Below are 22,355 nucleotides of genomic sequence, written 5' to 3'. Positions count from 1 at the left end.
GCGGGAAGCGGGTGCGGGAAGCGGGTACGGGAAAACGCCGCAGGCCCCGCCCCTCCGTGAGGAGGGCGGGGCCTTGCGACGTCAGGCGGTGGTCAGCCGGTCAGGCGGGCCGTGGGGCCGGCTCAGTACCAGCCGTGCGACTGCCAGAAGGACCAGGCACCGTTCGGCGAGCCGTAGCGCTCGTTCATGTAGTCCAGACCCCACTTGATCTGCGTGGCGGGGTTGGTCTTCCAGTCGGCACCGGCGGACGACATCTTCGACCCGGGCAGGGCCTGGACCAGGCCGTAGGCGCCGCTGGACGAGTTGGTGGCGGTGTGGTTCCAGCCGGACTCGTGCTCCACGATCTTGCTGAAGGAAGCGTACTGAGCCGCCGGAACGATCTGCCGGGCGAGCTCCTGCGGGGTGGCGGCGGAGGCCGTACCCGTGGTGCCGAGCACCGCACCCGAGGCGCCGAGCAGAACGGCGGCGGAAACGGCGAAGGTCTTCTTGCGGGAGGCGGCGCGGGTGGCGATCGAGCGGAACAAAACGTGTACCTAACGTCGGGGGCAAGGTCGCGCCGGGCGTTTTGGACAAGCCGGAACCAGAGCCCGGAAGCCCGGGAGCTGGTGGGGAAACCGGCCTGGCCCTGGTGCTTCGGTGAGCACCGCTGCCTGGCGACGTCCACCAGAGAAACAAACCTGGCGGGGCGGCGCAATCACCCCCGGTACGAGGAAGGTTCGGACCCAGGGAGGACAGCCCCGGGTCGGGAGTGGGGGGATTCGCGCAGGTCAGACCGGTCTGTGGGGTCTTTATCCGGTTCGTACAGGTCTACTAGGTCCGGTCGTACGTGACCTAGGTCCTATGAGGCGCCTCACCCCGAGGGGCCCCTTCCGGGCCCTCGAATGTGACCTGGGCCTCGAAGTTCGCCCGCCGGGTCGCCCGCCGCAGCGCCCGCAGCAGCGGACCGCCGACGGTGAGCGTGAGGACCACGGTGAGCAGCGCCCGGCCCAGGTCCCAGCCGAGCGAGGTGGTGACCAGGAAGGCCAGGAAACGGGCCAGGTTCGCGGCGGGGGAGTCCCCGGGCACGAAGAAGATCCCGCCGTCGCCGCCCGCCCCGCTCCCGTCGGCCTGGGGCAGGCCGCCGCCGATGGTGACCCAGCCGTAGAGGTTGGTGACGGTGCCGTACGCGAAGGCCGCCAGGAACCCGTACCCGGCGAGCAGCCACCGCTCGCCCCGGCCGCGCAGCCGCTCCGGGCCCGGCAGCAGGCCCGCGCCCATCGTGAACCAGCCCATCGCCAGCATCTGCGTCGGCATCCACGGGCCCACCCCGCCGGTGAGCAGCGCGGACGCGAACATGGTGACCGCGCCGAGCACGAAGCCGAAGCCGGGCCCGAGCACCCGGCCGCTCAGCACCATCAGGAAGAACATCGGCTCAAGACCGGCCGTCCCCGCCCCGAGCGGCCGCAGCGCCGCCCCCACGGCGGCGAGCACCCCCAGCATCGCCACCGCCTTCGCGTCCATCCCGGAGTCGGCGATGGTCGCCACCACGACCGCGATGAGGAGGGGCAGGAGCAGCGCGAAGAACCAGGGGGCGTCGGCGGCGTGGTCGGTGAGCGCGGAGTCCGCGTCCGCGAAGAGCGGCCAGCCGATCGCGACCAGGCCCACGAAGGAGACCAGGGCGAGGGCGGCGACGGACTTCGCGCCGAGCCGGATGGGGCGTGCAGTACGGGGAGGGCGCGCGGTACGAGGGGTACCAGGGGTACGGGCGGGGCCCGGGCGGGACGGGCTCATCGCTGGAGGGCCTCCGCGACCTGCTCCACCGTGAGCCACGGCTGCGGCGCCAGGATCTTCGCGACCTGCGGCGAGAAGGCGGGCGAGGACACCACGACCTCCGCCGTCGGCCCGTCCGCCACCACCTCACCGCCCGCGACGATCACCACCCGGTCCGCGAGCTCCGCCACCAGCTCCACGTCGTGCGTGGCGAGCACGATCGCGTGCCCGGCGGCGGCGAGCGCCCGCAGCCGGGTCACCAGCCGGGCCTTCGCCGCGTAGTCCAGGCCCCGGGTCGGCTCGTCCAGGAGCAGCAGCGGCGGCTTCGCCGTCAGCACGACGGAGAGCGCCAGCGCGAGCCGCTGCCCCTCGGACAGGTCCCGCGGATGCGTGTCGTCCGCGAGCCCCGGCAGCAGCTCCGCCACCAGCCGCCGACAGGTGCCCGGCGCCGCGCCCGCGTCGGAGTCCGCCGCCGCGCACTCCTCGCCGACGGAATCCGCGTACAGCAGATCCCTCGGCTCCTGCGGCACCAGGCCGACCTGCCGGATGAGGGTGCGGGGGTCGGTGGCGTGCGGGGTCAGTCCGGCGACGCGGACCGTGCCCGAGGTGGGGGCGAGCATCCCGACGAGGGTGCTGAGCAGGGTGGACTTCCCGGCCCCGTTGCGCCCCATGAGCGCGACGGTCTCGCCCGCGGTGACGGTGAGGTCGATCCGGCGGAGGGCTTCGACACGGCCGCGGCGGACGGCGAGGCGGGTGGTGCGGAGAAGGGGCTGGTCCGTGGGGCCGGTGTCGGCGCTGGTACGGGTGTCCGGGGGTGCTTTCCTTCCCCCGCCCCGCCCCTTCCCGAAACCAGGGGCTCCGCCCCCGGACCCCCGCGCCTCAAACGCCGGCGGGGCTGGAGTGCCGCCCAGCCGCTCCTTGATCTCCCCCGCCCGCCGCCGCGCGTCCCGCACCGTCAGCGGCAGCGGCTCCCACCCGGCCAGTCGGCCGAGACCCACCACCGGCGGGAAGATCGGCGAGACGGCCATCATCTCGGCGGGCGCCCCGAGCCGGGCCCCGAGCCGCGCTCCGGGCCCCGCCCCGTCCAGCAGCAGGACCTGGTCGGCGTACTGCACCACCCGCTCCAGCCGGTGCTCCGCCATCAGGACCGTCGTGCCGAGGTCATGGACGAGCCGCTGGAGCACCGCGAGGACGTCCTCCGCCGCCGACGGGTCGAGCGCCGACGTCGGCTCGTCGAGCACCAGCACCTTGGGGTGCGGGGTCAGCACCGAGCCGATCGCGACCCGCTGCTGCTGCCCGCCCGAGAGCGTGGCGATCGGCCGGTCGCGCAGCTCGGCGAGGCCGAGCAGGTCCAGGGTCTCCTCGACCCGCCGCCGCATCACCGACGGCGCCAGGCCGAGCGACTCCATGCCGTACGCCAGCTCGTCCTCGACCGTGTCGGTGACGAAATGGGCCAGCGGGTCCTGGCCGACCGTGCCGACCACGTCGGCCAGCTCGCGCGGCGGGTGGGTGCGGGTGTCGCGGCCGTCCACCAGGACCCGGCCGCGCAGGGTGCCGCCGGTGAAGTGCGGGACGAGGCCGGAGACGGCGCCGAGAAGAGTCGACTTGCCGACACCCGAGGGGCCGACGAGCAGCACGAGCTCGCCCTCCGGCACGGTCAGGTCGACGCCGTCGAGGACCGGGGCGGCCGCGCCGTCGTACGTCACCGAGACGTTCTCGAAACGGATCACCGAGCAGACTCCTTCGACGACGACGACGACGATGACGATGACGACCGCGGCGGCGGATCCGAGAGGACGGGCAGCGGCGCCACGACCGCGGGCAGCAGCCCGAGCAGCACCGACACCGCGGGCCACACCGGCAGCTGCGGCGCCTCCAGCGGTACGAGCCCGGGCCGCATCGCCTCCGGCACCGCCGCGCCCGTCCAGATCACCAGGGCCGCCACCGCCACCCCCGAGCCCGCGACCAGCCAGGCCCGCACCCCCCAGGGATCCGGGCGGTAGCGGGTGCGCACGGTCCTGCGGCCGCCGAGCCGCAGCCCGCCGACCGCCGCGAGCAGGCCCGCCACGAGCAGCGGCAGGCCGTAGCCCGCGCCCTGCGCGGCGAGCAGCCCGTACGAACCGGCGCACACCCCGAGCAGTCCGCCGAGGGTGAGCACATTGGTGGTGCGCCGGACCGCGCGCGGCACCTGGGCGGTCCTGCCGTACCCCCGCGCGTCCATCGACGCGGCGAGCGCGACCGAGCGTTCGAGCGCGCCCTCCAGGACCGGCAGACCGATCTGGAGCAGCGCCCGCACCCCGCCGGTGGGGCGCCCGCGCAAGCGGCGGGCGGTGCGCAGCCGCACCACGTCGGCGACCAGGTTCGGTGCGAACGTCATCGCCACGACGACGGCGACCCCGACCTCGTACAGCGCGCCCGGCAGCGACTTCAGCAGCCGCGACGGGTTGGCGAGCGCGTTCGCCGCGCCCACGCAGATCAGCAGGGTGGCCAGTTTCAGGCCGTCGTACAGCGCGAAGAGCAGTTGCTCGGCGGTCACCCGGCCGCCGATCCGGATGCCCTGCGCCCAGTCGGGCAGCGGCAGCTCCGGCAGCGTGAACAGCGGGTGGGAGCCCGGGATCGGCGAGCCGAGGAGCAGCGAGAACAGGACCCGGATGCCGACGACGAACAGTCCGAGCTTGACGAAGGCGCCGTACGAACGGGCCCAGGGCGCGTCGGTGCGGCGGGCCGCCACCACATAGCCCGCGACCCCGACGATCAGGCCGAGGAGGAGGGGGTTGGTGGTGCGGGAGGCGGCGACGGCGAGGCCGAGCGCCCACAGCCACCAGGCACCCGGGTGCAGCGCGTTGGCCCGGTCGGCGACGGGCGCGCGGAAACGGTCGAACCGCCCCGCCCGCCGCCCGCCGGACCGTGCCCCCGAGCCCTCACCGGCACCGGCACCGGCAGCGGTACCGGCGTCGGCATCCGCCCCCGCCCCCGCCCCCGCCCCCGCACCCGTCCCGTACGTCATCCGCGGAGTCGGCATCAGCGGCGGCGGCGCGCCTGCCAGATGCCCGCCGCGCCGAGCACGACCACGGCGGCGCCGCCCGCGAGGAGGCCGACCGAAGGACCCCCGGAGCCCGGGTGCGCGTCGGCGGAGGCGGCGGCGGAACCGGTGGCCGACGGGACCGCCGACGGGGCGGCCGTCGACGAGCCCGGGTCCGGCAGGGCCACGGCCTCGCCGCAGCCCGCCTTCGGGTAGCCCGAGATCCCGCAGAGCAGCGCGTTGCTGTCGTACCGCAGCGGCTTGGCGACCTCGGCGAGCGCCTCGGCGGCCGTCGCGTCCTCCCGCACCCGCGCGCACGCGGAGCGCACCGCCGGGCTCGGCGGGGTCTCGCCGGGCGGGGCGTCGGCGGTGGTGCCGAAGTCGATGACGAGGGCGACCCGCTTGGTGCCGTCCTTCGCCGCGGTGGCCGCGCAGGTCTTCGCGAAGTCGGGCGCGGCGGTGGGCTTGGTGGCGTCGGCGGCGTCCCGGCTCACGGCGAAGCGGAAGCCGAGGGCGTCGCCGTCGGCGGGCCGGGCGGTCGCCGGGCCCTGGGTGGCGTAGCCCCAGCTGCCGCCCTTGTCCTCCCAGAAGGACCAGTAGCGGTAGCCGGTGCCGGCGGCCTGCGCGGGCGCGGCGACGGCGGCGCCCATGAGCAGCGCGCCGCCGAGCCCCGCCGCGAGCCGGAGCCGTACGGCGGTCCGGCGGCTCACTTCTTCCGGCCGCTCAGCAGGAAGCCGACGCCGACGCCGACGACCGTGCCGATGCCGATGATCCACCACACGTCGAAGCCGCCCTCGTCGTCGTCACCGGTCGACGCCTGCGAGTTGTCCGGGGCCTTCGGCTCCGGGCCGGTGGCGTTCAGCTGCTCGATGAGGTCGGTGCGGCCGAAGGAACGCGGGTCGGTGTCCATCGCGTGCGCGGCGAACACCAGCTGGGCGTAGGCGGCCGGGCCGCTGGTCCGGGCCCAGGCGGTGGAGTTCTGCTCCAGCCAGGTCAGCGCGCCGGTGGCCTCCTTCTTCGCCCCGGCGGCGGCGAGCGCCACGACCGCGTCGGCGGTGTTGCCGTAGTCCGGCTGCTCCTTGGCGTCGGCGGCGCCGGGCATCGGCGGGGTGACCAGGTGGCCGCTCCCGGCGAGCTGGGCGGCGAGGTAGGAGGCGCCGTTGAGCGCGGCCCGCTCGGGGGTCGGCTTCGGGGTGGTGCTGCAGGTCGGCGGCTGCTCGGGTCCGGTGCCGCGGGCGGTGATGCCCTTGCCGAGCCCGGCGAGGGTGGCGGCGGCGGTGGCGTCGGCGTTCGCGACGAGCTTGCCGTTCTTGTCCGGCTGGTAGGCGAAGGCGCCCGCGCCGCCGCCCTCGGCCGCGTCACCCGCGCACGGCAGCGCGAAGGTGAGCAGCGCGTCGTACGGGGTCTTGCCGTCGGGCGACTTCACCATGCCGGGGCGGGTCCCGGTGGCGGCGAGGGCGCTGACGACGATCGAGGTGGAGTTGGCGTCGCTGGGGGAGCCGGGGGTGAAGCTCCAGCCGCCGTCCTTGTTCTGCACGCTCTTCAGCCAGGCCAGGCCGCTCTGCACGGCCTGCTCGGCCTTCTCCGGGTCGGCGGACTGCCGCTTCACCGAGGTCAGCGCCTGCACGGCGGCGGCGGTGGCGTTGCTGTCGAGCATCGTCTTGCCGTCGCAGGCCGCGGCCGGGTCGGGCCGGTAGGAGGCGAAGGCGCCGTTCGCGCACTGCTGGCCGAGCAGCCAGTCCACGGCCCGGTCGGCGGGCTGGATGCCGGAGGTGCGCTGGGCGAGGAAGGCGAGCGACTGGCGCCAGACGCCGTCGTAGGTGGGGTCGGTCATGCCGTACAGACCGGCCGGGACCTGCACGGGCGGCGAGGGCGCGGCGGTGGCCACTCCGGCGACGGTGGTGCTGAGCACGGCACCGGCGGCGAGTGCGGCGGCGGCGCGGCGAACGCTGATCATGGCTCTTCTCTCCTGCGGGCACCGGACACCGGCACCCGGGGAGCCGGCCTCCGGCACCGTGTTCCTCGACGGTGCCGGCGCTCACGTCCCGTACCGGGCGTTCCGACTTCGCCACCCCCCTGCTTCTGGCGGAGGGTGGCTCACGGAGTGGGGTGTCCCCACCCCACTCGGAGCGTCGGGGCAGGGGAAGGGACAGTGCCGGATTCGCACCGGCTTTCCCCTGTACGGGCATGACGACGACCGCCCACTTTACCGGCCGCCCAGGTCCGGGCCCCGCCTCACACCGCCAGGTAGGCCACCGGGTCCGTCCCCGGCAGTGCCTCGGCGCGGCCCAGCTTCACCAGGCGGCGCAGATGGGCCTCGGCCTCGCTGACCGCGATGTTGCGGGAGCCGTGCGGGATGCGGTCCCAGGGGCGGTTCCACTCCATCCGCTCGGCGAGCTGCCAGGGGGTGAGCGGGGTGGCGAGCAGGGCGAGCAGTCCGGTGAGCCGCTCCTCGTGGTGGTCGAGCAGTTCCCGCACCCGCCCGGCCGCGTCGGTGAAGGCGTGCTGGTGGGCGGGGAGCACCTCGGCGACGCCGAGCCGGCCGATCCGTTCCAGGGAGTCGAGGTAGTCGCCGAGCGGGTCGGCGGCGGTGGCCTCGTCGGGGTCCTCGTACAGGCCGATGTGCGGGCTGATCCCGGGCAGCAGATGGTCGCCGGAGAAGAGCCGGCCGCGGCCGGGCAGCCCGGCCGGGTGGGCCTCCTCCAGGTGGAGGCAGACATGGCCGGGGGTGTGGCCGGGGGTCCAGACGGCGCGCAGCCTGCGTCCGGCGAGGTCGAGCAGTTCGCCGGGGACGATCTCGCGGTCGGGCAGCGCGGAGCCGAGCCCGGGCAGGGTCCGCATCCGGCCGCCCGCCGCCCGGGCGGCGAGCAGCGGGGCGATGTGCTCGTCGGGCGCGCCGACGGCGGCGAGCTTGCGGGCGAGGTAGTCGAGCCAGGTGCCGGGTTCGGAGCCGCGGGTGCGGCGTACCACGGCGATGTCGGCGGCGTGCATGGCGATCCAGGCCCCGGACTCCTCCCGGACCCGGCCGGACAGGCCGTGGTGGTCGGGGTGGTGGTGGGTGACGACGACGCCGTGCACGTCCCGGACGTCGATGCCGAGGACGCCGAGCCCGCCGGTGAGTTCGGCCCACGACGCGGGGTCGTCCCAGCCGGTGTCGACGAGCACGGGGCCGCGGTCGGTGTCGACCACGTGCACCAGGGTGTGCCCGAGCGGGTTGTCGGGGATGGGCACGCGCATCGACCAGACACCCCCGCCGTGCTGGATGACCGTGTCGGGCAGCTGCGTCATGAGCGTCCTCATCTCTGCGTACCGGTACGGCCATTGGCCATTGCCCACTATAACTAGAACTGGTATCAGTTCTGAAACATCGTCAGAAGTGGTGGAGCGGCCAGCGGTCGCGGCGAGGTTCCGGGAGGCAGTCGGTCATGACCGAGCTTGTGGAGCACGGAAAACTGTTCATCGGCGGCGAGTTGACCGATCCGCTCGGGAGCGCGGTCATCGAGGTGGTCTCCCCGCACACCGAGGAGGTCATCGGCCGCGTCCCGCACGCCTCCGAGGCCGATGTCGACCGGGCCGTCGCCGCCGCGCGCCGGGCCTTCGACGAGGGGCCGTGGCCCCGGATGACGCTGGAGGAGCGGATCGAGGTCGTCGGGCGGATCAAGGACGCGATCGCCGTACGGCACGAGGAGATCGCCCGCTCGATCAGCTCGCAGAACGGCTCGCCCTACTCCTGGTCGGTGCTCGCGCAGGCGCTCGGCGCGATGATGGTGTGGGACTCGGCGATCACCGTGGCCCGGCAGTTCGCCTTCGAGGAGCACCGCTCCGGCGCCCTCGGGCCGATCCTGGTGCGGCGCGAGCCGGTCGGGGTGGTCGCGGCCGTCGTCCCGTGGAACGTGCCGCAGTTCACCGCCGCCGCCAAGCTCGGGCCCGCGCTGCTCGCCGGATGCGCGGTGATCCTGAAGCCCTCCCCGGAGACCCCGCTCGACTCGTACATCCTCGGCGAGATCGCCGCCGAGGCCGGGCTCCCGGAGGGCGTGCTCTCCATCCTCCCGGCCGACCGCGAGGTCAGCGAGTACCTGGTCGGGCACCCCGGCATCGACAAGGTCTCCTTCACCGGCTCGGTCGCCGCCGGGAAGCGCGTGATGGAGGTCGCGTCCCGCAACCTCACCCGGGTCACCCTCGAACTCGGCGGCAAGTCGGCGGCCGTGGTGCTGCCGGACGCGGACCTCGACGCCACCGTCGCCGGGGTCGTGCCGTCCGCCTGGATGAACAACGGGCAGGCGTGCGTCGCCCAGACCCGCATCCTCGTCCCGCGCTCCCGCTACGAGGAGACCGCCGAGGCGTTCGCGGCGGCGGCGGGCGCCCTGGTGGTCGGCGACCCGCTCGACCCGGCCACCCAGGTCGGCCCGCTGGTCGCCCGGCGCCAGCAGCAGCGCTCGCTCGACTACATCGGCATCGGCCAGGCGGAGGGCGCCAAGGTGCTCACCGGCGGCGGCCGTCCGGAGGGCCGGGAACGCGGCTGGTACGTCGAGCCGACGCTGTTCGGCGGCGTCGACAACTCGATGCGGATCGCCCGCGAGGAGATCTTCGGGCCGGTGATCTGCCTCCTGCCGTACGGGGACGAGGCCGAGGCGCTGCGGATCGCCAACGACTCCGAGTACGGCCTGTCCGGCAGCGTCTGGACCGGCGACGTCGAGCACGGCGTCGACTTCGCCCGCCGGGTCCGCACCGGCACCTTCAACGTGAACACCTTCAGCCTCGACATGCTCGGCCCGTTCGGCGGCTACAAGAACAGCGGCGTGGGCCGCGAGTTCGGCCCCGAGGGCTTCTCCGAGTACCTGGAGCACAAGATGATCCACCTGCCCGCCGGCTACCAGGGGCCGGGTGGGGCGTGATGGGCGACCGCTGGCACGTGGAGGTCGACCGGGGCGTCTGCATCGGCTCCGGCATGTGCGTGAACCACGCCCCGGCCGGATTCCGTCTCGACGCGGCCCGCCAGTCCCACCCCCGCGACCCCGAGTCGGACGCCAACGAGAAGGTCCTCGCGGCCGCCGAGGGCTGCCCGGTGGAGGCCATCTCGATCACGCTCGCGGACGGCGGCGAACCGGTGTTCCCGCCCGAGGAGTAGCGGGGAGGAGTTCGGCCCGTGGGCCGGGGCGCGCCCCGGCCCACGGGCCGGACGTCGTCCACCGCCCGTCTTCCGCCTCCCGCGTTCCGTTTCCCGAACAGTGGTTCACGCGTGCAAAACTGTGCCCCTGTCTACGGGGGCAAGGGGCCTTCGTGTGCCCGAAATTGGGAGAGTTGTGCGCAAGGCGAAGTGGGTGGCCGCTGCCGCGGCCGCCGGTGTGATGCTGTCGGTCGCGGGCTGCGGGAGCGACAGCGGTACGGACAAGGGCGCGGCGGACAAGGGTGGTTCGGCCTCCGCCGGGTCCACGGCCGGTTCGACGGCGGGGGCCACCGGCGGCGCGGAGGCGGGCGGTGAGCTCACCGCCGACGCCGTGTCGAAGGAGATCGAGACCGCGGCCACCGCCGCCGGTTTCGCCCAGGACCCGACCGGCAAGCAGATCCCGCCGGGCCTGGAGAAGTGCATGGTCAGCTGGATGCCCGACACCCGCAAGGCCGCCGACCCGAAGAAGTCCTACACGGAGACGGTCGCGGCGCTCACCAAGGGCGGCTGGGCCACCGGCCAGTCCGTCGAGGAGAGCGGCTCGACCATCAAGTCCCTGACCAAGAGCACCTGGACGGTCAAGGCCAGCGACCACACCGCGGGCGTCCTGAAGCTCGTGATGTTCGTGGGCACGAACAACACGCCCGCGTGCGCGGAGCTGTTCAAGGCCGACCTGGAGAAGAACAAGAAGCCCTGACCTGATCCGGGCAGGGCCCGGCCTGCGGCACCCCGGGGCGGCTAGCGCGCCCCGGGGGCCCGCGGCGCCGTCAGGTCGATCAGCCGGCACACCGTCTCGATGTCGATCTTCACCTGTGCGATCGACGCCCGCCCCGACAGCCAGGTGATCAGCGCCGAGTGCCAGGTGTGCTCGATCACCCGCACCGCCGACAGCTGCTGCGGCGTCGGGTGCTCCGCCCCCATCGCGTCCAGGATGATCGCGGTGGTCAGCCGCGACACCGTGTCCACCTCCGGGCTCACGCTCCGGTCGGCGAAGGTCAGCGCCCGCACCATCGCGTCCGCGAGCTGCGGCTCGCGCTGCAGCGCCCGGAAGGCCCGCATCAGGGTCTCCGCCACCCGCTGCGCCGGGTCGTCACCGGCGGGCGGCCGCTTCCGCAGCGTGGTGTGCATGTGCTGGAGCTGGTCCTGCATGGTCGCGACCAGCAGATGGATCTTGGACGGGAAGTAGCGGTAGAGCGTGCCGAGCGCCACCCCGGCCGCCTCGGCGACCTCCCGCATCTGCACGGCGTCGAACCCGCCGCGCCCGGCCAGCTGCGCGCTGGCATGCAGGATGCGCCGTCGGCGTGCTTCCTGGCGCTCCGTCAGGGGCGCCGACGCAGGTCTGTCTTCCGCGGTCATGAGGTCCCGTTCCGTGCGGTGCCGTGCGAGGGCGGAGCGACAGTATGGGCCCGGCGCCCGCCGTGGCGCGAATCACCTGTTCCCGGACTCGCGACGAGGCTACCTGCCGGTAGATTCTGTGCTCCTTGAGGATCACTCGATTCCGGTCCCGCGAACCCGGCCGCTCCGGGACGGTGAACGATCACGAGCATGATCGCCATGGTCAAGGAGATCATGAACGATCAAGTCTGTAACTTGTTCTAGATTAGCGCGGGCGGTTACGCTCCCGCGAAAAGCACGCTCGAAGGGGGTCGCAAGTGACCGCGGAGGCCATAGAGGCAAGCCCCCGACAGGGCGGCGCGGGACCGGGCGGTGACGATCCGCTGCGGATCGCACTCCTCACGTACAAGGGCAACCCGTTCTGCGGCGGCCAGGGCGTCTACGTCCGCCATCTCTCCCGCGAGCTGGCCCGGCTCGGCCACCGCGTCGAGGTGTTCGGCTCCCAGCCGTACCCCACCCTCGACGAGGGCGTGCCGCTCACCGAGATAGCCAGCCTCGACCTCTACCGGCAGCCCGACCCCTTCCGCACCCCCGGGCGCGACGAGTACCGGGACTGGATCGACGCCGTCGAGGTCGGCACCATGTGGACCGGCGGCTTCCCCGAGCCGCTCACCTTCTCGCTCCGCGCCCGCCGGATGCTCGCCGCCCGCCGCGGCGCGTTCGACGTCGTCCACGACAACCAGACCCTCGGGTACGGGCTCCTCGGCGGCCCCCGCGCGATCGGCGCCCCGCTGGTCACCACGATCCACCACCCCATCACCGTCGACCGGCAGCTCGAACTCGACGCCGCCGAGGACTGGAAGCGCCGCGCCTCGGTCCGCCGCTGGTACGCCTTCACCCGGATGCAGAAGCGGGTCGCCCGCCGCCTGCCGTCCGTCCTCACCGTCTCCGGCACCTCGCGCCAGGAGATCGTCGACCACCTCGGCGTCCGCCCCGACCGCGTCGAGGTCGTCCACATCGGCGCCGACACCGACCTGTGGTCCCCGGACCCGGCCGTCGCCGAGGTCCCCGGCCGGATCGTCACCACCTCCAGCGCCGACGTACCCCTCAAGGGCCTGGTCTTCCTCGTCGAGGCGCTCGCCAAGCTCCGCACCGAGCACCCCGACGCCCACCTCGTCGTCGTCGGCAAGCGCGCCGAGGACGGTCCGGTCGCCCAGGCCATCGAGCGGTACGGGCTCGCCGGCGCCGTCCGGTTCGTCAAGGGCGTCACGGACGCGGAGCTCGTCGACCTGGTCCGCTCGGCCCAGGTCGCCTGCGTCCCCTCCCTCTACGAGGGCTTCTCGCTGCCCGCCGCCGAGGCGATGGCCACCGCGACCCCGCTGGTCGCCACCACCGGCGGCGCGATCCCCGAGGTCGCGGGCCCCGACGGCGAGACCTGCCTCGCGGTGCCGCCCGGCGACCCCGGCGCGCTTGCCGCCGCGCTCGGCCGGATGCTCGGCGACCCGGCCCTGCGGGCCCGCCTCGGCGCGGCCGGACGGGAGCGGGTCCTGGCCAACTTCACCTGGGCCCGCGCCGCCCAGGGCACGGCCGAGCTGTACCGTGCGGCGATCGACCGCCAGGGCGGCGCCCCCGCGCGTACCGCCCCCGCGCGCACCGCCGGTGCCGCCGCCCGGACATCCGCCCGGGCCGCGGCACCCCGCCCCTGACCGGCGCCCCCGACCGGCGCGCCCCACGGCCCGCGCCCCACGGCCCTGAAGCCACTGACACGAAGCCACTGAAAGGCAGACCCCGTGCTGACCGTCGACTTCACCCGCTTCCCGCTCGCCCCCGGCGACCGCGTGCTCGATCTGGGCTGCGGCGGCGGGCGGCACGCCTTCGAGTGCTACCGGCGTGGCGCCCAGGTCGTCGCCCTCGACCAGAACGCCGAGGAGATCCGCGAGGTCGCCAAGTGGTTCGCGGCGATGAAGGAGGCGGGGGAGGCCCCGGCCGGTGCGACCGCCACCGCGATGGAGGGCGACGCGCTCAACCTGCCGTTCCCCGACGAGTCCTTCGACGTCGTCATCATCTCCGAGGTCATGGAGCACATCCCGGACGACAAGGGCGTGCTCGCCGAGATGGTCCGGGTCCTCAAGCCCGGCGGCCGGATCGCCGTCACCGTGCCGCGCTACGGCCCCGAGAAGGTCTGCTGGGCGCTCTCCGACGAGTACCACGAGGTCGAGGGCGGCCACATCCGCATCTACAAGGCCGACGAACTCCTCGCCAAGATGCGCCAGGCCGGACTCAAGCCGTACGGCACCCACCACGCGCACGCCCTGCACGCGCCGTACTGGTGGCTCAAGTGCGCCTTCGGCGTGGACAACGACAAGGCGCTGCCGGTCCGGGCGTACCACAAGCTCCTGGTCTGGGACATCATGAAGAAGCCCGCCGTGACCCGGGTCGCGGAGCAGCTGCTCAACCCGGTGGTCGGCAAGAGCTTCGTGGCGTACGCGACCAAGCCGCACCTGCCGAAGACGGAGACCGGCGCGGACGGCGTGGCGGACACCGCGGGCGCGGGCCGGTGACCTCTCCCGAGCGCATCGCGGAGCACCTCGTCCTGCCGGGCGTCCTGACCGCCGCCGAGGCGGCGCGGACCGTCGCGGGCATCCTCGCCGTCCAGCGCGAGGACGGCGCCGTCCCGTGGTTCCGGGGCCACCACCTCGACCCGTGGGACCACACCGAGGCCGCCATGGCCCTGGACACCGCGGGCGAGCACGAGGCGGCGGCCCGCGCCTACGCCTGGCTGGCCGAGCACCAGAATCCGGACGGATCCTGGTACGCGGCCTACCGCGACGGCGACCCGGACGACGTCACAGACCGGGGCCGCGAGTCGAACTTCGTCGCCTACATCGCGGTCGGCGTCTGGCACCACTACCTCTCGACCGGCGACGACGTCTTCCTCGACCGGATGTGGCCGGTGGTGCGGGCGGCCGTCGGGTTCGTGCTCGGGCTCCAGCAGCCCGGCGGCCAGCTCGGCTGGAAGCGCGAGGCGGACGGCACTCCCGTACCGGACGCGCTGCTCACCGGCAGCTCGTCCGTGCACCAGGCGCTGCGCTGCGCGCTCGCCATCGCGGAGGAGCGCGAAGAGCCGCAGCCCGACTGGGAGTTGGCGGCCGGGGCGCTCGGGCACGCGATCCGCAGCCATCCGGAGCGGTTCCTCGACAAGTCCCGCTATTCGATGGACTGGTACTACCCGGTCCTCGGCGGCGCGGTGACCGGCGTGGCGGCGAAGGAGCGGATCGACGCGCACTGGGACGACTTCGTCGTCCCCGGGCTCGGGGTGCGCTGCGTGCTGCCGAACCCGTGGGTGACGGGCGGCGAGAGCTGCGAACTCGCCCTGACGCTCTGGGCGATGGGGGAGTCGGACCGGGCGCTCGACATCCTCACCTCGATCCGCCATCTGCGGGCCGAGAACGGCAACTACTGGACGGGGTACGTCTTCGAGGGCAACCGCGCGATGTGGCCGGAGGAGCAGACCACCTGGACGGCGGGCTCGCTGCTGCTCGCGGTGGCGGCGCTCGGCGGCGACGAGGCGACGGTGGCCGTCTTCGGCGGCGAACGCCTGCCGCGCGGCCTCGAACCCGACTGCGACGACTGCCGCCTCGGCTGAAATCGCATGGCCGAATCCATGTTGGATGCACGTAAAAGTGGCGTCTCGGCCAGCTCTAGGATGTGCGTACTCATGCCCGACATGAGTACGCGGATTCGACGCGGATCCGCACGCGGACATGGATTCAGGACTCGGGAGTAGCGGGCGGATGGAGCAACGGGGGGCGGCGGGCGACCTCGCGGGCGAACTGCTCGCGTTGAAGAAGGCTTCGGGTTCGAGCTTCGCGCAACTGAGCGAGAAGACCCACTACGCCAAGTCGTCGTGGGAGCGCTGGGTCAACGGCAAGCAGTTCCCGCCGCGTGACGCCGTCGAACGCCTCGCGAAGCTCTGCGGGACCGACCCCGAGCCGCTGCTCGCCCTCTGGGACGCGGAGGACGCCCGCCGCACGGCGCCGGAGGAGGCATCGGGGACGGCGGAGGCGACCGAGGGGACCGCGGGGACGGCCGAGGGGTCTTCGGAGCCCGGGTCGGGCGCGGCCGCCGGGCCGGACGCGGCCGCGGAGTCGCCCGAGTCCGCCGAGTCTTCCGACTCCTCCGGCTCCCCCGAGCCCGCCGGGTCTCCGGCCCCGGGCCCGGTCCCGGCCGCCCGGCGGCGTCGTACGGCCCTGTGGGCCTCGCTCGTCCTCGCGGTCGTCCTGGTGGCGGGCGCCACCACGTACGCGCTCGGCGTGCCGCCCTTCGGCGGCGGCGGTGACGGCGGCGACGCCAAGGCGAAGGCGGCCCCGACGCAGGCCGTGAAGGTGGTGGGACCGGCCACCGGCTGCAAGCTGACGGGCTGCGAGGGCCGCGACCCGAAGAAGATGAACTGCGGCGCGGACGCGATCACCGTACGCACCGGCTCCATCCCCAAGGACCTGGTCATCGAGCTGCGCTACAGCCGCGCCTGCCAGGCCGCCTGGGGCCGGATCTCGTTCGCCGAGGTCGGCGCGACGGCCGTCGTCAACAACTCGGACGGCGCGGCCCAGGCCGACGTCGTGCACTACGACCGTGACGTCTACACCCCGCTCGTCGCGGCCCCCGAGCACGGCTCGGTCTGGGTCTGCGCGGCGCTCCCGAAGGACGGCCCGCGCGGCTGCACCGGACGCTTCATCCCGAGCGAGGAGAAGGCCCAGCCGTAGCGCCGGCCGTGGTCGTGGCCGTAGCCGTAGTGGCAAGGGGGGCGGTACGGGGCGGGGCCCGGTGCACCCCCGTGACACCGGTTCCCCGCCCCGTACCCGAGCACGGGTCGAGCGGCGGACTGGGTTCCAGGTTCGCAGCCGCCCCGCCGCCGGGTATTGGAAAAACGCGCACGGTTTCCGTGGGGCCGTCGAGTGCGGGCGGTCCGGTGCGGCCTCAACCGGCGAGCCAGGCGCTCGCCGCCGCCCGCCGGGCCAGGAAGCGGCCCGGCGGCAGACCGGTGAAGCCGTTGAACGCGCGGCTGAGGTGCGCCTGGTCGTAGAAGCCGCAGCGGGTCGCGACCGCGGCCGCCGGAGTCCCCGCGCTCAGCTCGCGGACGGCGCGGCCGAGGCGCAGCACCTGGGCGAGCTGTTTCGGGCTGAGGCCCAGCTCGGCCTGGAAGCGGCTCTGCAGATGCCGCGGGCTCCAGCCGGTGGCGGCGGCGAGGTCACGGACGCGCAGGTCGCCCGAGGCGCGTTCGAGCAGCCGCCACGCCTCCAGGACGGCCGGGTCGGGGCGGCCGGCCCGGCCGCCGTCCGCCGCCCGGGCGTTCCAGCGCAGCAGTGCCGCGTCGAGCAGGGCGAAGCGGGCCGGCCAGTCGGGGGCGTCCGCGAGCGCGTCGGCGAGGTGCCGGGCCTGGGGCCCGAGGACGTCGGCCGGGTCGAGCAGGGTGTCCGCGAGATCGGCGAGCGGCGCGTCGAAGATCCGGCGCGCGGTCCAGGGCGTGAGGGTCACCTCGACGCCGTGCAGGTCGCCGCCGTGGTCGAGGACGCGGGCCCGGGTGTGCAGCCCCGACACGAGGGAGGCACCCGAGGCCCGGCCGGTGGCGCCGTGCACCCGCAGCCGGCCGCCGGAGCCGCCGAAGCCGATGAGGAGCGAGACCCGGCCGGTCGGCACGACGAGCCGTTCCTGCGGGACCCCGGCGGGCGAGCGGTAGCCGCGGTAGACACCGACGCCGGGCCGCAGCCGGGCGTCGGGGGCGCCGTAGAACCACTGGCACCGCCCGTCGACGGCGCACACCCGCCGCCGCACCGCCGTGGCGGCCCCGGCGCGCCCCCGCTGCGCCCCGACGGCCGGCCCCCCGGTCGTCCTCGCCCCGGTCGTCCTCACCCCGACCGTCATAGCCCCGACCGTCATAGCCCCGGCCATCGTGCTCGTCCCCCCTGCCGCGTCGCGGCCGACTTCTGGGCCCTCCGGAACGGTCCCGGGCCTCTGGCCCACTCTCCGTCGTGGGTTCCGCTTGGGGCCAGAGGTGCCGCCGTCCCAGGGACGCGATGGGACGTCCCACGGCTCTGACCTGCACAGATGTCGGTCGGGGTGAGGGGAAGGAGGGACGGTTGAACCCGTACGGACTCACTCCGCTGGCGGACCCGGGGGCGGCGGGTGAGGCTGGCGCCACTGTCCCCGGGGACCCAGGGAGGTCTCACCGTGCCCAGCTTCCTCCGCGCGCGCCGTGCCGCGGTCGCCCTCTTCCTGTCCGGCGCGCTGCTCGCGACGACCGCCGCCTGCGGCAGCGACAGCAAGAATTCCCTGACGACCGGTTCGGACACCACGCCGACCGCCTCGGCGAGCTTCGAGCAGCAGAAGCTGGCGAAGACCCGGTTCGTGGCGAACGCGGGCCTGGCGGCGGGCGCGACGTACCAGTGGATCGTGAAGCCCTACCGCGCGGGCAAGTTCAAGAAGGGTGCCGACGGTCGCACCTTCGCCCTGGTCAAGGCGGGCCTCGCGGGCGCGTTCACCTACAACCGGCTCAAGGCGGCGGTGAACAACGCCAAGGGCGACGAGCTCCTGTCGAAGGCGGTGGCACCGCTGAGCGCGGGCATCGACTCGCTGAAGGACCTGGGGACGAAGCTCAGGAAGGGCGAGGCGACGGACGGCGACATCGGCGCGTTCGAGGACGTCATCAACAACGTCAAGAACGCGGGCAAGAGCGCGGGCGCGGAGGTCGTGGACAAGGTCCCGAGCGCGTCCCAGCTGAGCGGCGGCTGAGCGAGACTGGGCGGCGGCCGAGCACGTAAGCCGCTACGCAACGTTGCGTAGCGCGTGAGGTATGCTCCCGTCATGTCACCCGATGCGTCCCGCCGTAATGAGCAAGCTCGGCGGGCGGTCATCGAGGCGGCGTTCGTGATCTGCGTGGAACGGGGGTTCGCGCAGGTCACCATCGAGGCGATCGCCGCCAGGGCGGGCGTGGCCAAGACCACGATCTACCGCTGGTGGCCGTCGAAGGCGGCGATCCTCCTCGACGGTGTGGAGATGCACCGGGACGCGTCGGCGGGATTCCCCGACACCGGCGACATCATGGTCGACCTGACCACCCAGACCGCCAACGTCATGGCGCTGTTCCAGGGCGACTTCGGTGCGATCTGGCGCGGCCTGATCGCCGCGGCCCAGTCGGAGGAGTTCGCCGCCGACGGGGTACGGCGCATCCTGCGCGGCTCCATCGACGCGTGCGTCGCCCGCCTCGCGAAGGCCGTCGAGGCCGGCCAGCTCCGCGCCGACCTGGAGCTCGAACTCGCCGTCGAGCTCATCTACGGCCCGATCTACCACACCTGGCTCCTGGGCACCCGCCCCGTCCCGCCGGACTTCATGCCCACGGTCCTCCAGGCCCTCACCCCGGCCCTCCGCCCGCAGACGCCGTGAACGCCGTGAACGCCGTGAACGCCGTGAACGCCGTGAACGCCATGAGCGGGTCGAGCGGGACGGGTGGGCCCAGTGGGCCCATGCCCGACGACGTGGCCGAGGCGTTCGACGTCGTCCTGAGCGAGGCCGACGACCCGGTGCACCGCGCGCTGCGCGCCCAGCTCCCGTACGTCCGTGTGTACGAGCGCTGCTCGTGCGGCTGCGGCAGTGCCTACTTCGAGGAGATCGACCCGGCCGTGGTCGCCCCGGCGCCCGTCGAGCGGGGCACCCGTGTGGCGGTCGATGCCCAGTACTACACGGAGGCGGGTGACCTGTGCGGCGAGATCCTGCTGTTCACCAGGCACGGCCATCTGTCGTGGCTTGAGGTCTGTTCCTATACCGACGACCGCGCCGAGGGCACCCTCGCCTTCGCCCTGCGGGCGCTGCGCGAAGGCCACACCTGGCCCGAAGAGAACCCGTCCTAGAGCGGACCGCGGACCCCGTCATGGACCGGGTCACGCCCCGCCCAGGAACCCCTCACCCGTTCAACTCCGCGAGCACCCGCAGCGTCTCCCGGTCCGGCGCCGTCACCAGCAGGTCCGTCACCGGGCCCTTGCGCCACTCGGCCAGCCGTTCCGCGATCCGTTCGCGCGGGCCCACCAGGGAGATCTCGTCGGCGAAGGCGTCGGGGACGGCGAGCACGGCGTCCTCGCGGCGGCCCTCGGCGAACAGGGCCTGGATGTGGCGGGCCTCGGCCTCGTAGCCCATGCGGCACATCAGATCGGCGTGGAAGTTGCGGGCCGCGTGGCCCATGCCGCCGATGTAGAACCCGAGCATCGCCTTCACCGGCAGCAGCCCCGCCGCCACGTCGTCGCAGACCTGCGCCCGCACCATCGGCGCGACCAGGAACCCGGCGGGGAGCGTCGCCGGGAGGGCGTACACCTCCGACCAGCGGCTGGGGGACCAGTACAGCGGCAGCCAGCCGTCGGCGATGGTCAGCGTCTGGGCGATGTTCTTCGGACCCTCCGCGCCGAGCAGCACCGGCAGGTCCGCCCGCAGCGGATGGGTGATCGGCTTGAGCGGCTTGCCGAGGCCGGTGCCGTCGGAGCCCGCGTACGGGTGGGAGTGGTAGCGCCCGTCCAGGGTGACCGGACCCTCCCGCCGGAGCACCTGCCGCACCACGTCCACGTACTCCCGCGTCGCCGTCAGCGGCGAGCGCGGGAACGGCCGCCCGTACCACCCCTCCACCACCTGCGGCCCGGAGAGCCCGAGCCCCAGCATCATCCGCCCGCCCGACAGATGGTCCAGGGTCAGCGCGTGCATCGCCGTCGCCGTCGGCGTCCGCGCCGCCATCTGCGCCACCGCCGTGCCCAGCCGCACCCGCGAGGTGTGCGCCGCGATCCAGGTCAGCGCGGTGAACGCGTCCGACCCCCACGCCTCCGCCGTCCACACCGAGTCGTAGCCCAACTCCTCCGCCTCGCGGGCGAGTTCGAGATGGGACGGGGAAGGGCCGCGGCCCCAGTACCCGAGCGCGAGGCCGAGTCGCATGGCACGCCACCTTTCTGACGATCCGTCAGTTCAAGACCCAGGGTCCCGGACTGTACGCCAACGGCCCCCCGCCCGGAAGAGATCCGGACGGGGGGCCGTCGGAGGAGAATCGGAACGAGAGGAGCGTCAGCCGCGCTGGATGCCCGTCGTGTCCTGGAGCACACCGCGGCGCCCGTCCTGCGTCTGCGCCACCAGCGCCTGACCGCGCTGCTCGACCGCCAGGTACCAGGTGCCCGGGGCCAGCTCCGCGATCGGGGCCGCCGAGCCGTCCTCGGCGTACAGCGGACGCGCCGCCGGGACCGCGAACCAGAACGGCGCGAAGTCCGCCGCCGGAGCCGCGGCCGCCGGAGCGGCCGCCGCCTGCGGGGCCTGCGCCTGGGCCGGAGCCGGGGCCTGGGCCGCCTGCTGCTGGTGCGGCTGCGCGCCGTACGGCTGACCGCCCAGCTGCTGCCCGCCGCCCATCGAGGGGTCCGGCTGCCCGCCGTACGGCGACTGCTGCGCACCCGGGTAGCCGTAGCCGCCGCCCGGCATGCCGCCGCCGACACCCGGCTGACCGTGCTGACCCGGCTGCATCCCGTACGGCTGCGGCGTCTGCGGCTTCGGCGCACCGAGCAGCGGACCCTGGAGCGCGGGGACCAGCGGGCCCGCGATGGCGGCCGCGGCCACCACCAGGGAGGCGATCAGGCCGAGGATCAGACCGGCACCGGCGTTGCTCGACTCGAAGACCCACATCAGCATGGTCCACGCGGAGGCCACGGCGAACGCCGCGCCCACCTGGCCGAGCTCGAGACCGGCCACCTTGCGCTGCTGCATCTGCGGCAGCGCGCGCGACGCCACCACCAGCGCCGCACCGGCGATGCCGAGGAAGAAGGAGCCCCAGCCGAGCGGCGACACCTCCCAGGCGTACGGCGCGTCGATCGAGTCACAGATGTTGCCCGGCGCGTCACAGCCGGAGATGCCGAGGAACGAGGCGATGAACAGCACCACCGCTGCGCCGATCAGCACGCCATCGCCTCGGGTGAGGGAGCGGATATTCACGTAAGAATCCTTCGTCGGGTCGTCTCGTCGGGGTGGCGCGAAGCACGGGGGGCGCCCCATCGTACGGAGCGAATCTATCGGTCGCCCCGAACGCTCCTGTTCTTACCCCTTGAGGTAAGCAGCGATGCCGTTCGCGATGCCCGCAGCCGCCTTCTGACGCCAGGCGGCGTCGGTCAGGAGGGCGGCGTCCTTCGGATCACGCATATTGCCGCATTCGAGGAACACCTTGGGAACGGTTGAGAGATTGAGACCCCCGAGATCGTCACGGACGTCCAACCCGGTGCCGGATCCGATGTAGTTGGCGGGCTTTGACCCGGTCGCGCGGGCGAACTGTGTGACGAGCTTCTCGCCGAGCGTACGGGACGGCCCGACGATCTTCGCGGTGTCCGCCGTCCCGCCGCGCACCCGCGCGGGCAGGATCACATGGAACCCCCGGTGCCCGGCCGCCGAGCCGTCGGCGTGCACCGACACCACCGCGTCGGCCTTCGCCGCGTTGCCCACCCGGGCCCGCTCGTCGATGCAGGGGCCGTACGGACGCTCCGCGTCGTGCACGAGGATCACCTTCGCGCCCTGCTTCTTGAGGAGATCGCGAAGACGGTGTGAAACATCGAGGGTGAAGGCTGCCTCGGTGTAGCCCGCGTTCGTGGCGGTGCCCGTAGTGTCGCACTCCTTGCGAGTGGTCCCGATGTTCACCTTCTTGTTGATTTCCGAGGAATGCCGGAAATTACCGGGATTGTGGCCCGGGTCGATGACGATCGTCCGCCCGGCGAGCGGCAGCCGGCCAGGGGTGCCCGGGGCCGTGGGCGACGCGGCGAGCTGTGCCTTGGCCTCCTCGGCGGACGCGGGGGTACGGGCCGGGGGCCGGACGGCCTCCGTCGCCGCGCCGCCGCAACCGGTCAGCAGGAGCGGCAGGGCGAGGGCGAGCGACAGGGGCGGGAGCAGTGCGGGCGCGGAGCGCTTCCAGTGGTCGTACGGCACCCCGCGACTGTAGGCGCTCCGGCGCCCGAATGTGCGCAGCGGAACCGATCCGCCCTCACGTGTGTGAGAGGGAGGTGAAGGGTAAGTGGGGGGAACCAT

Annotated in this window: 22 protein-coding genes; 10 read left to right on the top strand and 12 right to left on the bottom strand. The window is 73.7% G+C overall.

Annotated features, from left to right (window positions below; translation table 11 throughout):
* Window positions 1–122 precede the first annotated feature (122 nt).
* The 7 genes from ACIPXM_RS11975 to ACIPXM_RS11945 all read right to left on the bottom strand — a co-directional run bounded on the left by ACIPXM_RS11975 (window position 123) and on the right by ACIPXM_RS11945 (window position 8,059).
* Window positions 123–524: a transglycosylase SLT domain-containing protein gene (locus tag ACIPXM_RS11975; protein ID WP_401654658.1), complete on the bottom strand. Its 402-nt coding sequence runs from the start codon at window positions 522–524 to the stop codon at window positions 123–125.
* 307 nt (window positions 525–831) lie between these two features.
* Window positions 832–1,770 carry an ECF transporter S component gene (locus ACIPXM_RS11970; RefSeq protein WP_401654657.1) on the bottom strand — a complete coding sequence of 313 codons (939 nt, stop codon included), beginning with the start codon at window positions 1,768–1,770 and terminating at the stop codon, window positions 832–834.
* On the bottom strand, window positions 1,767–3,479 hold the full coding sequence (locus ACIPXM_RS11965) for an ABC transporter ATP-binding protein (protein WP_401654656.1): 1,713 nt from the start codon (window positions 3,477–3,479) through the stop codon (window positions 1,767–1,769). The genes ACIPXM_RS11970 and ACIPXM_RS11965 overlap by 4 nt, the downstream gene beginning before the upstream one ends.
* Window positions 3,476–4,756: an energy-coupling factor transporter transmembrane component T gene (locus ACIPXM_RS11960; protein WP_401654655.1), complete on the bottom strand. Its 1,281-nt coding sequence runs from the start codon at window positions 4,754–4,756 to the stop codon at window positions 3,476–3,478. Before ACIPXM_RS11960 ends, ACIPXM_RS11965 begins: the two co-directional genes overlap by 4 nt.
* Window positions 4,757–4,770: 14 nt before the next feature.
* Window positions 4,771–5,481 (bottom strand): SCO2322 family protein, encoded by a 711-nt coding sequence (locus tag ACIPXM_RS11955; protein WP_401654654.1) that lies wholly within the window; start codon window positions 5,479–5,481, stop codon window positions 4,771–4,773.
* Window positions 5,478–6,728: a prenyltransferase/squalene oxidase repeat-containing protein gene (locus ACIPXM_RS11950; protein ID WP_401654653.1), complete on the bottom strand. Its 1,251-nt coding sequence runs from the start codon at window positions 6,726–6,728 to the stop codon at window positions 5,478–5,480. The genes ACIPXM_RS11955 and ACIPXM_RS11950 overlap by 4 nt, the downstream gene beginning before the upstream one ends.
* 278 nt (window positions 6,729–7,006) lie before the next feature.
* Window positions 7,007–8,059 (bottom strand): MBL fold metallo-hydrolase, encoded by a 1,053-nt coding sequence (locus ACIPXM_RS11945; RefSeq protein ID WP_401654652.1) that lies wholly within the window; start codon window positions 8,057–8,059, stop codon window positions 7,007–7,009.
* A 137-nt stretch (window positions 8,060–8,196) separates the two neighbouring features.
* Between ACIPXM_RS11945 and ACIPXM_RS11940 the strand changes: the two genes are divergently transcribed.
* The 3 genes from ACIPXM_RS11940 (at window position 8,197) to ACIPXM_RS11930 (ending at window position 10,635) form a co-directional block, all read left to right on the top strand.
* Window positions 8,197–9,666: an aldehyde dehydrogenase gene (locus tag ACIPXM_RS11940; protein ID WP_401654651.1), complete on the top strand. Its 1,470-nt coding sequence runs from the start codon at window positions 8,197–8,199 to the stop codon at window positions 9,664–9,666.
* Window positions 9,666–9,899 (top strand): ferredoxin, encoded by a 234-nt coding sequence (locus ACIPXM_RS11935; RefSeq protein ID WP_401654650.1) that lies wholly within the window; start codon window positions 9,666–9,668, stop codon window positions 9,897–9,899. Before ACIPXM_RS11940 ends, ACIPXM_RS11935 begins: the two co-directional genes overlap by 1 nt.
* Before the next feature lie 193 nt (window positions 9,900–10,092).
* Entirely contained in the window at window positions 10,093–10,635 is a 543-nt protein-coding gene (locus ACIPXM_RS11930; protein ID WP_401654649.1) for a hypothetical protein, read from the top strand.
* Window positions 10,636–10,676: 41 nt separating this feature from the next.
* Here ACIPXM_RS11930 and ACIPXM_RS11925 read toward each other — a convergent pair whose 3' ends face one another.
* On the bottom strand, window positions 10,677–11,294 hold the full coding sequence (locus ACIPXM_RS11925; RefSeq protein ID WP_401654648.1) for a TetR family transcriptional regulator: 618 nt from the start codon (window positions 11,292–11,294) through the stop codon (window positions 10,677–10,679).
* 296 nt (window positions 11,295–11,590) lie between these two features.
* Between ACIPXM_RS11925 and ACIPXM_RS11920 the strand changes: the two genes are divergently transcribed.
* The 4 genes from ACIPXM_RS11920 to ACIPXM_RS11905 all read left to right on the top strand — a co-directional run bounded on the left by ACIPXM_RS11920 (window position 11,591) and on the right by ACIPXM_RS11905 (window position 16,036).
* Window positions 11,591–12,979, top strand: coding sequence for a glycosyltransferase family 4 protein (locus ACIPXM_RS11920; RefSeq protein ID WP_401654647.1), 1,389 nt, complete (start codon window positions 11,591–11,593; stop codon window positions 12,977–12,979).
* 84 nt (window positions 12,980–13,063) lie between these two features.
* The gene (locus ACIPXM_RS11915; RefSeq protein ID WP_401654646.1) at window positions 13,064–13,834 is read left to right on the top strand and encodes a class I SAM-dependent methyltransferase; all 771 of its coding nucleotides are present in this window, start codon (window positions 13,064–13,066) and stop codon (window positions 13,832–13,834) included.
* Window positions 13,831–14,919, top strand: coding sequence for a prenyltransferase (locus ACIPXM_RS11910; protein WP_401654645.1), 1,089 nt, complete (start codon window positions 13,831–13,833; stop codon window positions 14,917–14,919). Before ACIPXM_RS11915 ends, ACIPXM_RS11910 begins: the two co-directional genes overlap by 4 nt.
* 148 nt (window positions 14,920–15,067) lie before the next feature.
* Entirely contained in the window at window positions 15,068–16,036 is a 969-nt protein-coding gene (locus ACIPXM_RS11905) for a DUF2690 domain-containing protein (RefSeq protein ID WP_401654644.1), read from the top strand.
* Between the two features lie 214 nt (window positions 16,037–16,250).
* On the opposite strand, the gene ACIPXM_RS11900 is transcribed toward ACIPXM_RS11905, so the two are convergent.
* Window positions 16,251–17,195, bottom strand: a complete 945-nt coding sequence (locus ACIPXM_RS11900; RefSeq protein ID WP_401654643.1) for a helix-turn-helix domain-containing protein — start codon at window positions 17,193–17,195, stop codon at window positions 16,251–16,253.
* Between the two features lie 306 nt (window positions 17,196–17,501).
* Between ACIPXM_RS11900 and ACIPXM_RS11895 the strand changes: the two genes are divergently transcribed.
* The 3 genes from ACIPXM_RS11895 (at window position 17,502) to ACIPXM_RS11885 (ending at window position 19,177) form a co-directional block, all read left to right on the top strand.
* Window positions 17,502–18,062, top strand: a complete 561-nt coding sequence (locus ACIPXM_RS11895; RefSeq protein WP_401654642.1) for a hypothetical protein — start codon at window positions 17,502–17,504, stop codon at window positions 18,060–18,062.
* A gap of 72 nt (window positions 18,063–18,134) precedes the next feature.
* Window positions 18,135–18,713 (top strand): TetR/AcrR family transcriptional regulator, encoded by a 579-nt coding sequence (locus ACIPXM_RS11890; protein ID WP_401654641.1) that lies wholly within the window; start codon window positions 18,135–18,137, stop codon window positions 18,711–18,713.
* 80 nt (window positions 18,714–18,793) lie between these two features.
* On the top strand, window positions 18,794–19,177 hold the full coding sequence (locus ACIPXM_RS11885) for a hypothetical protein (RefSeq protein WP_401654640.1): 384 nt from the start codon (window positions 18,794–18,796) through the stop codon (window positions 19,175–19,177).
* Window positions 19,178–19,229: 52 nt separating this feature from the next.
* On the opposite strand, the gene ACIPXM_RS11880 is transcribed toward ACIPXM_RS11885, so the two are convergent.
* From ACIPXM_RS11880 to ACIPXM_RS11870, 3 genes are all read right to left on the bottom strand, one after another.
* On the bottom strand, window positions 19,230–20,240 hold the full coding sequence (locus tag ACIPXM_RS11880; RefSeq protein WP_401654639.1) for an LLM class F420-dependent oxidoreductase: 1,011 nt from the start codon (window positions 20,238–20,240) through the stop codon (window positions 19,230–19,232).
* Between the two features lie 126 nt (window positions 20,241–20,366).
* Window positions 20,367–21,278: a DUF5336 domain-containing protein gene (locus tag ACIPXM_RS11875; protein ID WP_401654638.1), complete on the bottom strand. Its 912-nt coding sequence runs from the start codon at window positions 21,276–21,278 to the stop codon at window positions 20,367–20,369.
* 102 nt (window positions 21,279–21,380) lie between these two features.
* Window positions 21,381–22,256 (bottom strand): N-acetylmuramoyl-L-alanine amidase, encoded by an 876-nt coding sequence (locus ACIPXM_RS11870; protein ID WP_401654637.1) that lies wholly within the window; start codon window positions 22,254–22,256, stop codon window positions 21,381–21,383.
* Between the last annotated feature and the right edge of the window lie 99 nt (window positions 22,257–22,355).

This window comes from Streptomyces sp. NPDC090025 (assembly GCF_044748125.1).
GTDB lineage: Bacteria > Actinomycetota > Actinomycetes > Streptomycetales > Streptomycetaceae > Streptomyces.
This window is presented reverse-complemented; position numbering and strand designations above follow the sequence as displayed.